Raw genomic sequence first — 14,452 nt, 5'->3', positions numbered from 1 at the left:
GTCTACCTCTGAAGGAAGTAATATTAATGAATGATGTATTTTACAAAGCCGTTATCGCGGGTATCTTTTCTGCACTGACACTTTCGGTATTAGCATATTTAGAAAGTTTAGGGAATTATGGTGTATGGCTTATGGCACCATTTGGCGCAACTGCGGTACTGGTGTTTGGTGTACCAAACAGCCCTTTAGCAAAAGCAAAAAATGTTATTGTAGGGCATTTCATCACTGCCGTGATAGGTTTGGCTTTTATTAGTTTTATAGGCGTGGATCCGATCAGTATTGCTATTGCGACTGGATTAGCTGTGACCGTAATGATGTTGACTAACACCATACATCCTGCAGCAGGGGCCAACCCTATTTTGATTATGGTCAGTGGTCAAAGTTGGGACTTTTTGATTATGCCAGTTCTTGTTGGTACCGTGTTTATTGTTATCTGTGGGTATATATCAGGGTGGTTGAATACAAAACTCAACGTTGTTGGCCATAAAAAAACCGCTTAAAAGCGGTTTTTTTATGCTACGAGTCTAAAGTTATTACACAACACCGCGAGGTAAGCGGCAATCGTGATCTTTTTTAGCTAGGTACACAATCCAAAACTCTTCGGCAGTGTAACCTTCCTCATTAGCTGTTGTTATAGTAAATGGTGGTTTTTTAACAGCTGCTTTAGCTGGCACTGCTGATTTAGTTTTAGTTTTCTTAGCAGGTGCTGCAGGTTGTGCAGACGTATCGCCTGAAGTTAGCTGCTCTGTTAATTCAGCAACTTCTGCAAGGCGCAAGTTTTTGCCGCCGTCGATGCTGTACCAACCAGGTTTGCTGGTAATTTCAGGTTTCTTACCATTGGCTGCTTGATATGCTGCTTCAAAGGCATTTAATACTTCTGTTTTGTCTAGTTTGCTCATCAGAGGCCCTATACGTTGTAAACACAGATTGAGAATATTTATTTATACCTATTTTTGACTTACTTTTCAATTTTTTGCGATTTTCCTTCCATTTTAGCCCTATAAACGCCAAAATTTGCACAAAATTTAACGCTAATCTGGAATAAAAAAATGCAGCGCAGAGAATTTAACCAATTACTAAATACCATTTTAAGACCTGATTCTATTCAAGACTTTTGCCCAAATGGGCTACAAGTCGAAGGACGTGAACAGATAAAAAAAATTGTTACAGGTGTCACTGCCAGTCAAGCATTAATCGATGCTGCAATTGCGCATGGCGCAGACACAATATTAGTTCATCATGGTTATTTCTGGAAAGGTGAAGCGCAACCTATTACCGGTATGAAAAAGCGTCGCATAGCTGCGTTACTTAATCATGATATCAATTTATTTGCCTATCATTTACCTCTTGATGTGCATCCATCAATCGGTAATAACGCGCAATTAGCACAGCTACTTGATTTAGAAATACTCGATGGTTTGGAGCCTGTAGCAAATAGTGTCGCAGTCAAAGGGCGTTTAAAAATCCCAATGAGTGGTGAGCAATTTGCACAAAAAATATTAACAGTGCTTGCTCGTGAACCTTTAGTGAGTCTAGTACGTGATGAGCTAATTGAGACCATCGCTTGGTGTACTGGAGGTGGTCAAGGTTATATTGATTTGGCTGCTAGCCAGGGGATTGATGCCTATTTAACAGGCGAGGCTTCAGAGCAGACCATTCACAGTTCGCGTGAGCAAAAGATCGATTTTTTTGCCGCAGGCCATCACGCCACCGAACGCTATGGCATAAAAGCGCTCGGTGAGTTATTGGCTGAGCAACATGGTTTTGATGTAACCTTCATTGATATAGACAACCCAGTTTGAGTTGCCAGCTAATTCACTTTAAGTGAGTTAGACCTTAAAGCGCTTCTGGATCAATCCAGCGGCGCACACTTATCAAAAACATGCCTATTCTTTCATGCCAATCACGGGTCACCGCTAATAGCACATCAGCACTTGGAATATACTGTTTATGGGTAGGCCATTCGCTAAAGTCATGAAAGTCAGTGGCGGCTGGAATAACATCAACGCCTTGGCTATTAAATAGATCTTTTGCTCGTGCCATGTGACTTGCCGAAGTTACCAGTGCAACTTTAAAATCAACTAGAGCAGGTGCTAAAAGCCGTGCTTCATCGGCGGTATCCATAGCCGTAGGATTTTGTTTAATACGCTGCGCATCAATACCTAAACTTATCGCGGTTTGTTGCATCAAACTACTGTTGGTCACTTTATTGTAACCGCCACCTGAAACAATAAGTTGAGCTTGTGGGTACACATATGCTAAGCGCATACCTTCGATTAGGCGGCTTTTAGCACAATTACCAAGTTGGCTATTGGCGTTAAGTTTTGGGTTAGGATTTATATCACAACCAAGTACCACTATTTTATCGAGTATCGGCTGTTTATTTGTATCAAAAACATACTTTAACTGTGAATTTGGAGCAATTATTTTTTGACCAATAAAAGGGGTACTGATCAGCAATAAACTGGTAATTGCGATTAAACCAATAAATATGCTGACTTTCTTGGTACGCAGTGCGATTAATAAGCAAACAAAGCACAGTAGAGCAAACAGAGGCAATGGCATTAGCATTGCACCGAGGATTTTTTTCAGTTCAAACATCACAGTAGCACACATAAAGGGGTTTTCTGTATGCTACTGGGTTAAACCTATTTTATCGACCGTTATTTAACTTACAGGTATTTAAAAAGTGGCGATACACTGGGTTATCTTTCATATTCTTTTTCATGGCTAAATACATTGGACGGGTTAATCCCAGCGCGCCTAATGGAATCGACTTAATGAGTCCTTGGCTTTCATATGGTGTTACTAACCAATCCGGTAATGCTGCAACCCCCATTCCGGCACTGACAAGCTGAAAAATGAGCAAGCCCTGATCTACGGTTTTCAAGGTGCCATCAAAACGTGCATTTTGAATAAAATGTTTGAAGATATCCTGACGCTCTCGTGGAATAGGGTATGAAATAATCGTCTCGTTTTTCAAATCAAGCGCCGTTACATAGGCTTTTTTCGCTAGTTCATGATCTGGGGCAACAATTAATTTAAGCTTAAAATCAAATAAATGTGCGTATTCAAGTTTATCTGGTTCACGAATGTCTGAAGTGAGTACTAAATCTAATTCATCACTGAGCAGCTCAGGAATAGCGTCATAACTAAAGCCGCGCTCATAATCAACTTTGATATCAGGCCAAAAGTTATTGAATTCTTTAATTGTTGGTAATAACCAATGAAAACAAGCATGGCATTCAACACTGAGTCGTAATTGTGAAATTGGTTGATTAAGACTTTCTTTTAAACGGCATTTGGTTGCTTCAACACGCGGGAGTACTTCGCTGGCAAGTTCAAGTAATAGCATACCTTGTGGGGTAAAGCGCACCGGTTGAGTTTTACGTTCAAATAGTTGGCAATCAAGCTTGTTTTCTAAATCTTTGATTTGATGAGATAAAGCGGATTGAGTCAAAAATAATTCGCGCGCAGTATTTACCAAAGAACCGGTTTCTTTCAAGGTTGCGATGGTCTTTAAGTGTTTTACATCAATCATCTTTAATAATTCTCATGGTAAAGGTGAGTTTAACTCAGATTACATCCATAATACGCCTTAAATTAAGATGCTTCAACGTCTAGATGGCTATAAATCACGTTTTTTTACGTGAAATTTACAAATCTACTATAGCACCATATTTGACAGCGATGTCATTGTGTTTTTTGAGTTTGCAAAAAATCATTTCCATGAATTTACCTCAAGTTGAAACTGAGGAAGCATCAATTGTTTGATGTCAGGTATAGGTTTATGGTTTAGCTATCTAAACAGCTGGAAGGGAATTTCAACATGGCACAATTACATAACTTAGGTTTTCCTCGCATAGGTAGAAAGCGTGAACTAAAATTTGCAGTAGAATCATACTGGGCTGGTAAAATCAGCCAAGAGCAGTTGCTTGATCAAGGTAAGACGATCCGGGCAGAAAATTGGGCTCTTCAAGCAGATGCTGGGATTGATTTATTACCGGTAGGTGACTTTGCTTGGTATGACCATGTGTTATCTACCTCTTTATTGATTGGCGCAGTGCCCAAGCGTCATCAAAAAGCGGATGGTAGCATTGATCTTGATACATTATTTCGTATTGGGCGTGGTCGTGCACCAAGCGGTTGTTCATGTGCAGCAAGCGAAATGACAAAGTGGTTTAATACTAATTATCATTACATAGTTCCAGAGCTAACTCATGATCAGCAGTTTCAACTAACTTGCACTGAGTTATTCGAGCAAGTTACTCAAGCACAAGCATTGGGGCACAATGCAAAAGTAGTATTGGTCGGCCCAGTCACTTATCTTTACTTAGCAAAATGTGCAGGTGAGGAGTTTGATAAACTTAGCTTACTTGAAAAACTATTAGCTGTTTATCAACACGTGTTCGCTAAATTAGCGCAGCAAGGGATTGAATGGGTACAGGTTGATGAGCCTATATTAGGTTTAGAGCTGACTGAAGATTATCAAGAGGCATTAAAAACAAGCTTTCGTGCACTTGCAGGTCAAGGCGTGAAGTTGTTACTTGCTAGTTATTTTGACTCAGTCACTGCCTACTTTGATGATATTGCAGGTTACCCTGTTGATGGCGTACATTTTGATTGTGTTGCAACAAATGTTGATGTTGCAAAACTAGATATATTATTAAGTACAGATCAAGTTTTATCATTAGGCGTAGTAAATGGCCGTAATATTTGGCGTACTGATTTAGAGGCTGTATTTAATAGCATAAAAGACATTGCGCTAAAGCGCGGTGATAATCTATGGCTTGCCCCATCTTGTTCTTTACTGCATACACCGGTTGATTTAGAGCAAGAAGAAAAGCTCGATGATGAACTTTGTTCATGGCTTGCATTTGCAAAACAAAAAGGCCAAGAGCTGTCATTATTAAAAGCCGCGCTTGAAAGCAATGATATCAGTGAGCTCGTTGCTTATTCAGCACCTATTAAAGCACGCTTAACCTCTACTCGTGTAAATAATACAGCTGTACAACAGCGTGTAACTGCACTCACCGCAAAAGACGGTAAGCGTAATCATGCATTTGCTCAACGTATTGAAAAACAACATGCAGCACTTAATTTACCGCTACTGCCGACCACCACGATAGGATCATTTCCACAAACTCAAGTAATTCGTCAAGCACGCCGTGATTATAAAGCCGGTGAATTATCTGCGGATGATTATCAAAGGCAAATTAAAGCAGAAATTCGCTACGCTGTTGAAGAGCAAGAGGCGCTTGATTTAGATGTGTTAGTGCACGGCGAAGCGGAGCGTAATGACATGGTTGAATACTTTGCTGAACTATTAGAAGGCTTTGCTTTTACCCAGTTTGGTTGGGTGCAAAGCTACGGCTCGCGATGCGTGAAACCACCTGTAATTTGGGGGGATATATCACGTGAAAAAGCGATGACGGTTCAGTGGACAAAATACGCACAGTCGCTGACGAGTAAGAAAATGAAAGGCATGCTAACAGGTCCTGTAACTATTCTGTTTTGGTCATTCATTCGTGATGATTTAGACAAACCCACCATCGCTAATCAAATTGCACTTGCGTTACGTGATGAAGTGGTCGATTTACAAAATGCCGGTATTGATATTATTCAAATTGATGAACCTGCATTTCGTGAAGGTATGCCGCTTAAATGTAGCCAATGGCAAGCATATTTAGAATGGGCAGCGTATGCATTTAGGGTCTCAGCAAGCGGTGTGAAAGATGAAACACAAATTCATACTCACATGTGTTACGCCGAATTTAACGGTATTATTGCCGCGATTGCAGATATGGATGCCGATGTGATCACCATTGAAACCTCACGTTCTAACATGGAACTACTTGAAGCATTTGAGAATTTTGATTATCCAAATGATATTGGTCCAGGTGTATATGATATTCACACTCCGAATGTACCGGATATTGCATGGATGAAAACGTTGATCCATAAAGCCGCACGAAAAATACCGGTTGCGCGTTTATGGGTAAACCCGGACTGTGGTTTGAAAACCCGTGGTTGGCAAGAAACGCGACAAGCTCTTGATAATATGGTTAAAGCAACCAAAGAGCTGCGTGAGGAGCTGCAGTAAAGAACATCTCCTACGATGTAAAGCCCTAACAAAACTTAGTTAGGGCTTTTTTTGTTGCTCTGATTTGAGTTCATCTTCATCGGTTGGTTTTTTAAAATCCATTTTTGCTGAGTGTTTGATCAGCAAAATATTACCGATAATGATTGCCAACACTAAGATGATGATGAGTATATGCCAAATTTGCATGGTGATCTCTAACGAGTCATTTATAAGTACTTAGTGTAGCAAAGATTTCTAGGGTTAAAAACGTCTAGAAAACGACAGCGAAATAAAATCAAGACCTGGGTTTGGTCTTTTAAACCCTGCATTTGAATAGTGTAAATAACGCACCGCAGCTTTGGTTTTTCCAAAATCAGCAACAAAGCCTAGTCGGTCTTCAAACTGGTAGTGGGTACTCACATTTTTGCCGGCGAAGTGAGTGTCATTGACTAATGAAACCCCTATGCCGGCTTCGAAATACAAAGGAATACCGCGCACTGAGCTGATCAGATGTTGAAATACCGGGGATATTGCAAGGACAACATTTGTCTGATGGCTATTATCTGCGCCGTATTCCCAAATATTAATACTTGATTCTAAGTAAATATGGGTATTTTCAATTAATGATTGTAGTGCCGGAGCATGGTATTGGTATGCCAGTTTTAAACCTTTAACATCACCTTCCCCCTGAATGTAATCAATGGCATAGCCATGAGGGGAAAGTGTATAGGGCGCGCCATAAGATAGTCTGCTGAACATGGAAATAGATAATAAAATCAATACAGTTAATGTTTTAAATAACATGGTAAAGCTCTTTAGATGAAAACGTTATTTACAAAATAAGGGCGTGGGGGAGGCTAATTCAAGTGGCATAAATTCACAGACTCTGTGTGTTATTACATGAGCTTAGCTAACAATATGAAATAAAAAGATTAAATCAATTGATGCCGTGTTGGCACTAATAAGGTGCTATTTTGAGGCTTTTTAATCTCTTATGAACAGCGTAAATTACGCTACAAGATTTACTTAGGACTTATCAACAATGACTTCACTTGGTCGTTATTTATTATTAATCGCGCTAGTTTTTAGTGCTTCCTTGTTTGCGCAAACACAACAGTCACCTAATCAGTTATTAACTCAGGTAGGCGATCAGCTGTTTAGTGAAATTGGCAAAATAAACAGCCAAGGCACAGCGAGCAAAAGTGACATGGCACACATTGTTGATCAGTATTTAATGCCTAATATAGATGTTAAATTTGTTTCCTATAAATTATTAGGTAAGCACATTAAAGGTATCGATCGCCAACAAGCGACTGCATTTATAAGTGCAGTGGAGCATTACTTAACCACTACCTATGCTAGTGCATTAATGAAATATACCGGGCAAGAAATAAAATTCGAAGAAAGTAACGATGCTGCAGAGAGCGAGTTTGCCACGGTTAAGACGCAAATTATTGCAGATAATGCGCCAACGATTGACTTACACTTTAAGCTTCGCCAAGGCAAAGATGGTAGCTGGAAAGTATATGATATTGTCGCTGAAGGTATTTCGTTACTCAGTGCAAAGCAAAAAGAAGTTATTCAACGAATTTCAGAAGTTGGCCTTGACCAAGTGACAGCTGAGCTTAACAGTAAGTAATCATTTCCAAGTAAGTCTCCAACCTAAAGCACCGTGCAGTGTTAACTGCATGGTGCTTTGTTATTTTCTTTTAAAATCACACGGTTTGGCTATAGCGTGTGGTTTTGGGTATGCTAGAATAAGCGCTTACATACCCACTGGTATCACTAATTTACTGGGGTACTTAAAATTATATTAAGCGCAGTGTCAGTTTGTAGTTGTTAAACTCTTTTACTGACCTTTGTACCGAGCAAGATAGACACTGGAGTTGTGTTTTTTTAATGGAAAATGTACTTATTTGGCCTAAAGAATACCCGTTATTAGTCAAAGGACTTATTGAGCAAAACGGTGCATTTATTTTAGACGCTTTAGAAGCATGGCCGGCTTGTCGCTCGACTGAAGAAGACAATGGCGTGTGTACCACTGTGCTACCGCCTATCTATTATTTAACCTGGTTAACTCCCCTTGAGCCATTTGAAGAGTGTTTTTTCCAACATATCTGTGAATATGATGAAGCCGCTCAACAGTATATTTCGGCAGCTAAAGATTACTATTTTGATAACGAGTATAGCCCAGAGAGTTTAGTGCTATTACTTTGCCAACGCCTTGAAAAATATGCAGCTGTAGCGTCACAAACAACGATAGAAACACCCGTTACGTTATTATCTCAGTTATTCTCAAAACGCTATTTTACAATCATCGAGTATGCGCTCAATGCGGGCAGTAAAATGAGTGCCGAAGATGCCTTGGCACTGTGGAAAGAAGTTGATTTTCGTGAACGTTTTAGCACCTTTATACCTGACTCAATCGATGACGTTAATGCGTTAAGTGAATTAGCGGCGAAAAAAGTTGCTGGCGGAAAGGATTATTTCACCTTATTAACCCAAGTATCACCAGATGTTGACTCAGTGGTGCTATTAGAACAAGCACTGTTGGCGCATTTGCGTTTTGACACAGCTAAACAAACGATGGCGATGCGTTTTATAGAGCAAGGTGCAACAGGCACGTTGGCGGATGAAAATGGTAAAACGGCCTTTATGTGGGCAGTTGAAAAAGGGTTTGTTAATTTAGTACAAACCTTATTAGATAAACAAGATAAAAAACAACGTGATGCCCTTGGTAACAGTGCTTTACATTATGCGGTACTAGCAAAAAATGAACCTTTGATGGTGCTATTATTGAAGTCTGGCTATGACTTTCGTGTTCGTAACTGTGATGGCTTAAGTTGTTATCGTTTAGCAGTGAGTGTTAAAGCCAGTCAGTTAGTGAAATGCTTAGAGCGTGATTTTGGTATTAAAGAATTATCGCCGGATGGACAATTTTCGCGGATCAAAAAAGTCCACGCCTTACATGCCATCGTGACTTTATTGTTGCCGCTACAGTTGTTTTTCTTTTTTGATGATTCGATTGCAATTAAAAGTGAACTGACGCTTTGCTTAACCATGTTGGCAATTGTCTGCTTCTTTTTTGCAATTAGTTTGAAGCGCTGCGCTTTATACCCTCATATTAAACACCCATGGGGGTTATTTGTACTGCGTTGTTGCTCATTGATCAGTTTAGTTGGGCAGCTAGGCTTAGCAAGTATTGTTGCATTGGCAACGTTAAGTGAAGTTGTTTAAGCTTCTTGCATGTACCGTAGACAAAAACGCGCTAATTAAGCGCGTTTTTTAGTTGTTATACCAATCGTGTTAAGTTACTGACCATTTAGCTCGCTAGAATGGTTAAATATTTAAGTCGTTTGGTATTAACTTTAGTCTTTTTTATTAAATTCATGAGCCGCTTTTTCTGTTGCTAACTCATCTTTTAGTTTTTGAATTTTTAGCCCCAGCTCTTGACCTCGGTGACGTGCATAATAAGTACAACCAATAAACATCATACTGGCGAACAGCAGCTCTAAAACGACCCATATTAGTTGTTCTTGTGCGACCCACAGTAGGGTAAAACCGTGAATAAAATAGAACATAACAATAAAGTTTGCCCACGCATACGTATAAGGTTTATCTTGAATGATGCCTTTTAGCGGCAGTAAAAGCGGCAGAATATACACAACAAAAATAAATCCATTGCTATGACCTTCTCTAGGCTCTAATAAAAACAACCAAAGTGGCATCAGCAGTAACAAGCCAATATAGCCAATTATTGCAATACGTTGAAAACGGATAGTGATAGCCTTTTTCGGTGTGAGTTGTGGGTTTAAATCGCTGTGCGATGTCATTGTAATTTTCTCGTGATTTTAACTAAGCGTTGGCCAACGCTTTGGCAAATTTTAATTTCGTCTTTACTTAATTGCGCGCTATTTTGTGCACCAGCAACATGGCTTGCACCATAGGGAGTGCCACCGGTTTGTGTGGCAAGTAATTCCGGTACTTCATAGGGCACACCCATTAACAGCATACCGTGGTGTAATAATGGCAGTGACAAATTAAGCAACGTTGCTTCATTGCCGCCATGCATGCTACTTGATGATGAGAATACACAGGCTGGTTTATCTATTAATTGCCCTTTTAACCATAAGTCGCTGGTGGTTTCCCAAAAAGCTTTGGCTTGTGAGGCCATCATACCAAAGCGAGTAGGGGTGCCAAATGCTAACCCATCACACTGGATTAAGTCATCTTTGCTGATCACAATATCGTGAGGTTCTCTAGCTACAAAGGTTCTTAGCAGTGCAGTACCGCCTTGGCATTCAATCGACTCTGCAATTTCATGTGCCATGGCTGCAACAGAGCCGTGACTTGAATGATACAACACAACAATAGTGACGCTCATTAAAGTACGCTTAGTACGTTTTCTGGTGAGCGACCCAGTGCGGCTTTATTGTTATTTACCACAATAGGGCGCTCAATTAATTTTGGATTGCTAACCATGGCTGCAATGAGTACGTTTTCATCATGCTCATTTTTAAGGTCTAACTCTTTGTAAATATCTTCTTTAGTACGCATTAGTTCACGTACTGAAGAAAACCCTAGCTGTTTAACTAAGATGCTGATTTGCTCATGATTCAATGGTGTTTTTAAGTATTCGATTATCTCTGGCTGAATCGATTTTTGCTCAAGTAGGGCTAATGTTTCACGCGATTTTGAACAACGTGGATTATGAAAAATAGTAACAGACATAGTAACAATCCAATTAGATAAAGTAAGGCTATTTTAGGCCAAGCAGCACCAGACTTAAAGCCTTGCGAGCTCTTTTTGCATTTGGCGGTATTGCGTTAACAATGCTTTGAGACGTTGTTGTTTAATTAGCTCTTGTGGTTCTACAAAATTGAGTGCTTTTTGTACTTCGTCAGCGGCTTTTAAGTAGGCGCCGTATTGTGCAAGAACGTCGGCATTTGCTTCATGATAAGCGGCTAAGTTATCTTGCTTTTTATAGGCATCTGCAAGAAGTTGCATGCCTAAATTATGTTCAGGCTTTTCGAGTAAAAATGATTTTAATATTTGCACTGCAACATCGTATTGCTCAGCTTCAAGTGCAGCATTGGCATAGTTTAAGGTAATAACTTGATTGTTAGGACGGTTTTCATGCAACGCGGCTAAAAACTTTACTGCTTCGGCGGCTTTATTCTGAGCTATCAATAGATCAGTATGCGTATCAATATAGAATAAATTTTTAGGATCAGACTTTAAAAGTTCGTCTAAAATAGGCGCCGCTTCATCGAGCTTTTTTTGATCCAATAAACTAATACCCAAGCCATAATTAAGCGCTGTTTTATTATAAAAACTGTTTTCACGTATGAGCTTTCTAAAGAAGTTTTCAGCCGCTTCTGGTGTTTGGTGGTAGCGAGCAATCACGCGGCTTTTGGCAAGGTTAAATTCTAAGCTATCCGGAAGTTGACGTTTTTCAAATTGCTGTGCACGTAAGCGCACATCAGACACGCGGCTCTCAGGTAATGGGTGAGTCAGCAAAAAGGCTGGTGGTTTGTATTTATAACGAATTTGCGCAGCAAGTTTAGTTAAGAATTCACTGGATGCGTAAGGATCAAATCCTGCATTATTGAGTGTTTGCATACCAATGCGGTCGGCTTCTTGCTCAGCTGAGCGGCTATGAGTGAGTTGACTAAATGCGCTTTGTGTTTGACTGGCTGAGATAATCGCGATACCGGCATCAGGAGACACAACGGTTGCTAAAATACCGGCAATCATACCGGCGATAGTGAGTGCGCTGTTATCTTGTTGTTGTTGCATGCGACGTGCAAGGTGGCGCTGGGTAACGTGGGCAATTTCGTGACCAAGTACTGAGGCAAACTGACTTTCGTTATCGGATTGCGCAATTAAACCGGTGTGCACCCCAACATGGCCACCATAAAAAGCAAATGCGTTGATTTCCGGATTGTTGATCCAAAAAAATGAAAACGGAAAGCGTACATCATTGGCATTGGCAACTAGCTTACGGCCAATTGTGGTTAAATATTCATCAAGCACAGGATCATTAACAACCGGTGATGAGCCACGAATTTGCATCATCATCACCTTTCCGATAGCTTGTTCTTTTTCAAGCGGCAAAGCTTGTAATGCTGAAGTACCAAGATCTGGCAATGTAAAATTGGTTTGTGCCTTTAATGGCTCACTTACCAGCACACTAAATGTTAAAAGTGTACTGAATAATGTAATAAAGGCTGATTTAAGCTGCATTTTATTCCTTGTTATGGTTTTCACCTAGCATGAGTTTAGCAATGTCGATTTCGTCACTGCATGCTCTGCTATCTCGTTCGCACAATTGATACAATTCTTTGATTGTGACCCCATCTAGCTTTACAACGTTCAATTCTCGCTGTAAAAAACTAATGATTTTATGTACTACCTTGTGTGCATGGAGAATAAGCGCCTTATCTGCTTTGTCACCACGTTCAAAGTAAAAACCAATAAACTTATGTAATTGGTTAATCCGGATCAAACTTTTCATTGACACTGGATCCCACTCGTTAAACTCCATAAAGCGGTTATCTTTAACGTATTTATCTATTGTAACGTCTTTTGCGTAGGGTTGTGCCCATAATTCAAAGCCTCGGTCGGTGAACACTTGATGCAACGCAATTCTTGGCTTATTTTCACAGTGGATCTCCCCAAGAGTGTCTTCATGACCTCCTAGTAAATCGAGATTCCAATTGCGCCTATCAATTATTTTTTTCACGGCATTATCAAAACCGTGTTCTAATATCCCCTCCGACTCGCTCACTGAAGAGGCGACAAGGTGATAGAAGGGTGGGAGTTCACCCCAATTTATTTGTTTTTTATACCAGTTAATTTCTTTAAGAGTTGGATTACTGGGTAGTTGCGCTTTATTATGCGTGCCAGACATTAACTTATCCTTACTACAAACTATGCTACAAGGATAAACTATTGCGATGCGTGTTTTAAGAAAAAGTTACATTTGTTATTAATAGTACTGATAAAGACCGTATTATTCATTTTTATAGGGTAGATAATTGGTTATGCTAGAGCAAGACTTGCGCGGATTTAAATGCCCGCAGCAATTTATCCAGTTTAAGTTGGCTTTGCGCCAAGCTTTAGCTGCGGCGCAATCGATAAGATTTACACTTTTGGCAGACCAATCTACCAAAGATATGGAGCGCTTTTTGCAAAAAAATCATTATCAGTACAAATTAGAGCAACAACGTGGATTGTTAATCGTGGAGCTAAATCGTGTTTGAATATGTAAAAATGTGGTACGAAAGGAAGTTTTCAGATCCGCATTCAGTGACCTTATTGTTTTTATTACTCGCTTTAATGGCGATGTTTTATTTCTTTGGTGCACTTATTGTACCTGTGCTGATTGCTTTAGTGATTGCTTATCTGCTTGATTGGCCGGTTGCGCATTTAGAGGGTTTTGGCTTACATCGCTTTACTGCCACTATTATAGTGATGTTGATTTTTTCAGGGTTGATGCTGACCTTAGTGATCGGCATGGGCCCAATACTGTGGCAGCAAGCTAGTAATTTAGTGCAAGAAAGCCCGCACATGATAGAGCAGGGAAAATCTTTTTTACTGCACTTGCCTGAGCAATACCCCAGTTTAATTAATGCAGAGCAAGTACAATCAGTGGTCAGCAGTGTTGAAGCCAAAGCAATTGAGTTTGGCCAAGTATTATTATCGGTCTCGTTGACATCATTAAAAGATGTAGTGGCGTGGTTGATCTATCTTATTTTAGTACCATTACTGGTATTCTTTATGCTCAAAGATAAGCTGGAGTTGATCAGAAGTGCAGAAAAACTCGTTCCAAAACAAAGACGCTTAATCTTGCAGGTATGGCACGAAATGAACCAACAGATCATGAATTATATTCGTGGTAAGGTGTTTGAAATTTTGATTGTAGGCTCAGTATCGTTTATCGCGTTCACTATTTTTGATTTACGTTATGCAGCGCTATTGGGCGTATTAGTGGGTTTATCAGTATTGATCCCTTTTGTGGGTGCGGCACTTGTTACCATACCGGTTGCGGCCGTGGCATTATTTCAATTTGGTTTAGAAACCCAGTTTTGGACCATACTGATCATCTACGGCATTATTCAAGCATTAGATGGTAATGTGCTGGTGCCGTTACTATTTTCTGAAGCGGTTGATCTGAACCCGGTATTTATTATTGTTGCGGTACTGTTTTTTGGTGGCTTATGGGGTTTTTGGGGCGTGTTTTTTGCAATTCCACTAGCGTCATTGGTAAAAGCCTTACTCAATGCTTGGTCAACGAAACAAGAAGAACAACTGATTGAGCATAGCTAACACGAACTTTGTTTAATTAGCTTTATACCTAAATCACCT

Annotated in this window: 17 protein-coding genes; 7 read left to right on the top strand and 10 right to left on the bottom strand. The window is 39.9% G+C overall.

All coding sequences use genetic code 11. The features are described 5' to 3' along the window. Positions 1 to 26 precede the first annotated feature (26 nt). A complete protein-coding gene (locus H5154_RS12080; protein ID WP_182718429.1) occupies positions 27 to 500 on the top strand; it encodes an HPP family protein in 474 nt (157 codons plus the stop codon). 33 nt (positions 501 to 533) lie between these two features. Here the strand turns inward: H5154_RS12080 and H5154_RS12075 are convergent, their stop codons facing one another. Continuing rightward, positions 534 to 899 carry a hypothetical protein gene (locus tag H5154_RS12075; protein ID WP_182718428.1) on the bottom strand — a complete coding sequence of 122 codons (366 nt, stop codon included), beginning with the start codon at positions 897 to 899 and terminating at the stop codon, positions 534 to 536. Positions 900 to 1,049: 150 nt separating this feature from the next. Here H5154_RS12075 and H5154_RS12070 point away from each other — a divergent pair, with 150 nt between their 5' ends. Continuing rightward, positions 1,050 to 1,802, top strand: a complete 753-nt coding sequence (locus H5154_RS12070) for a Nif3-like dinuclear metal center hexameric protein (protein ID WP_182718427.1) — start codon at positions 1,050 to 1,052, stop codon at positions 1,800 to 1,802. A 34-nt stretch (positions 1,803 to 1,836) separates the two neighbouring features. Here H5154_RS12070 and H5154_RS12065 read toward each other — a convergent pair whose 3' ends face one another. Together H5154_RS12065 and H5154_RS12060 are read right to left on the bottom strand one after the other, a co-directional pair. Then, positions 1,837 to 2,601, bottom strand: coding sequence for an ElyC/SanA/YdcF family protein (locus H5154_RS12065; protein ID WP_182718426.1), 765 nt, complete (start codon positions 2,599 to 2,601; stop codon positions 1,837 to 1,839). Between the two features lie 52 nt (positions 2,602 to 2,653). Continuing rightward, complete coding sequence (locus tag H5154_RS12060; protein WP_182718425.1) at positions 2,654 to 3,541, bottom strand: LysR family transcriptional regulator; 888 nt, start codon at positions 3,539 to 3,541, stop codon at positions 2,654 to 2,656. A 288-nt stretch (positions 3,542 to 3,829) separates the two neighbouring features. Here H5154_RS12060 and metE point away from each other — a divergent pair, with 288 nt between their 5' ends. Beyond that, the gene (metE, locus tag H5154_RS12055; RefSeq protein ID WP_182718424.1) at positions 3,830 to 6,103 is read left to right on the top strand and encodes a 5-methyltetrahydropteroyltriglutamate--homocysteine S-methyltransferase; all 2,274 of its coding nucleotides are present in this window, start codon (positions 3,830 to 3,832) and stop codon (positions 6,101 to 6,103) included. A gap of 39 nt (positions 6,104 to 6,142) precedes the next feature. Here the strand turns inward: metE and H5154_RS12050 are convergent, their stop codons facing one another. After that, positions 6,143 to 6,289 (bottom strand): DUF2897 family protein, encoded by a 147-nt coding sequence (locus tag H5154_RS12050; protein WP_145241011.1) that lies wholly within the window; start codon positions 6,287 to 6,289, stop codon positions 6,143 to 6,145. Between the two features lie 54 nt (positions 6,290 to 6,343). Further along, entirely contained in the window at positions 6,344 to 6,886 is a 543-nt protein-coding gene (locus H5154_RS12045; RefSeq protein ID WP_182718423.1) for an acyloxyacyl hydrolase, read from the bottom strand. Positions 6,887 to 7,124: 238 nt separating this feature from the next. On the opposite strand from H5154_RS12045, the gene H5154_RS12040 reads away from it, so the two are divergent. After that, positions 7,125 to 7,721, top strand: coding sequence for a phospholipid-binding protein MlaC (locus H5154_RS12040; protein ID WP_182718422.1), 597 nt, complete (start codon positions 7,125 to 7,127; stop codon positions 7,719 to 7,721). A gap of 260 nt (positions 7,722 to 7,981) precedes the next feature. Then, positions 7,982 to 9,319: an ankyrin repeat domain-containing protein gene (locus tag H5154_RS12035; protein ID WP_182718421.1), complete on the top strand. Its 1,338-nt coding sequence runs from the start codon at positions 7,982 to 7,984 to the stop codon at positions 9,317 to 9,319. Positions 9,320 to 9,450: 131 nt separating this feature from the next. Here H5154_RS12035 and H5154_RS12030 read toward each other — a convergent pair whose 3' ends face one another. The 5 genes from H5154_RS12030 to H5154_RS12010 are packed head-to-tail and all read right to left on the bottom strand — an operon-like array spanning position 9,451 to position 12,995. Then, on the bottom strand, positions 9,451 to 9,915 hold the full coding sequence (locus H5154_RS12030; protein ID WP_145241003.1) for a DUF2069 domain-containing protein: 465 nt from the start codon (positions 9,913 to 9,915) through the stop codon (positions 9,451 to 9,453). Then, the gene (gene wrbA, locus H5154_RS12025) at positions 9,912 to 10,466 is read right to left on the bottom strand and encodes an NAD(P)H:quinone oxidoreductase (RefSeq protein ID WP_145241001.1); all 555 of its coding nucleotides are present in this window, start codon (positions 10,464 to 10,466) and stop codon (positions 9,912 to 9,914) included. The genes H5154_RS12030 and wrbA overlap by 4 nt, the downstream gene beginning before the upstream one ends. After that, entirely contained in the window at positions 10,466 to 10,813 is a 348-nt protein-coding gene (arsC, locus tag H5154_RS12020) for an arsenate reductase (glutaredoxin) (RefSeq protein WP_182718420.1), read from the bottom strand. The genes wrbA and arsC overlap by 1 nt, the downstream gene beginning before the upstream one ends. 54 nt (positions 10,814 to 10,867) lie before the next feature. After that, positions 10,868 to 12,328 (bottom strand): M48 family metalloprotease, encoded by a 1,461-nt coding sequence (locus H5154_RS12015; RefSeq protein WP_182718419.1) that lies wholly within the window; start codon positions 12,326 to 12,328, stop codon positions 10,868 to 10,870. Position 12,329: 1 nt separating this feature from the next. Further along, a complete protein-coding gene (locus H5154_RS12010) occupies positions 12,330 to 12,995 on the bottom strand; it encodes a hypothetical protein (RefSeq protein ID WP_149982822.1) in 666 nt (221 codons plus the stop codon). Between the two features lie 133 nt (positions 12,996 to 13,128). On the opposite strand from H5154_RS12010, the gene H5154_RS12005 reads away from it, so the two are divergent. Beyond that, entirely contained in the window at positions 13,129 to 13,347 is a 219-nt protein-coding gene (locus H5154_RS12005) for a sulfurtransferase TusA family protein (RefSeq protein WP_149982821.1), read from the top strand. Beyond that, complete coding sequence (locus H5154_RS12000) at positions 13,340 to 14,413, top strand: AI-2E family transporter (protein ID WP_182718418.1); 1,074 nt, start codon at positions 13,340 to 13,342, stop codon at positions 14,411 to 14,413. Before H5154_RS12005 ends, H5154_RS12000 begins: the two co-directional genes overlap by 8 nt. Positions 14,414 to 14,452: the final 39 nt, after the last annotated feature.

The sequence above is a fragment of the Pseudoalteromonas sp. SR44-5 genome (assembly GCF_014163675.1).
Taxonomy (GTDB): domain Bacteria; phylum Pseudomonadota; class Gammaproteobacteria; order Enterobacterales; family Alteromonadaceae; genus Pseudoalteromonas; species Pseudoalteromonas rhizosphaerae.
The sequence above is the reverse complement of the archived record's forward strand: the minus strand, read 5'-3'. Positions and strand labels throughout refer to the sequence as shown.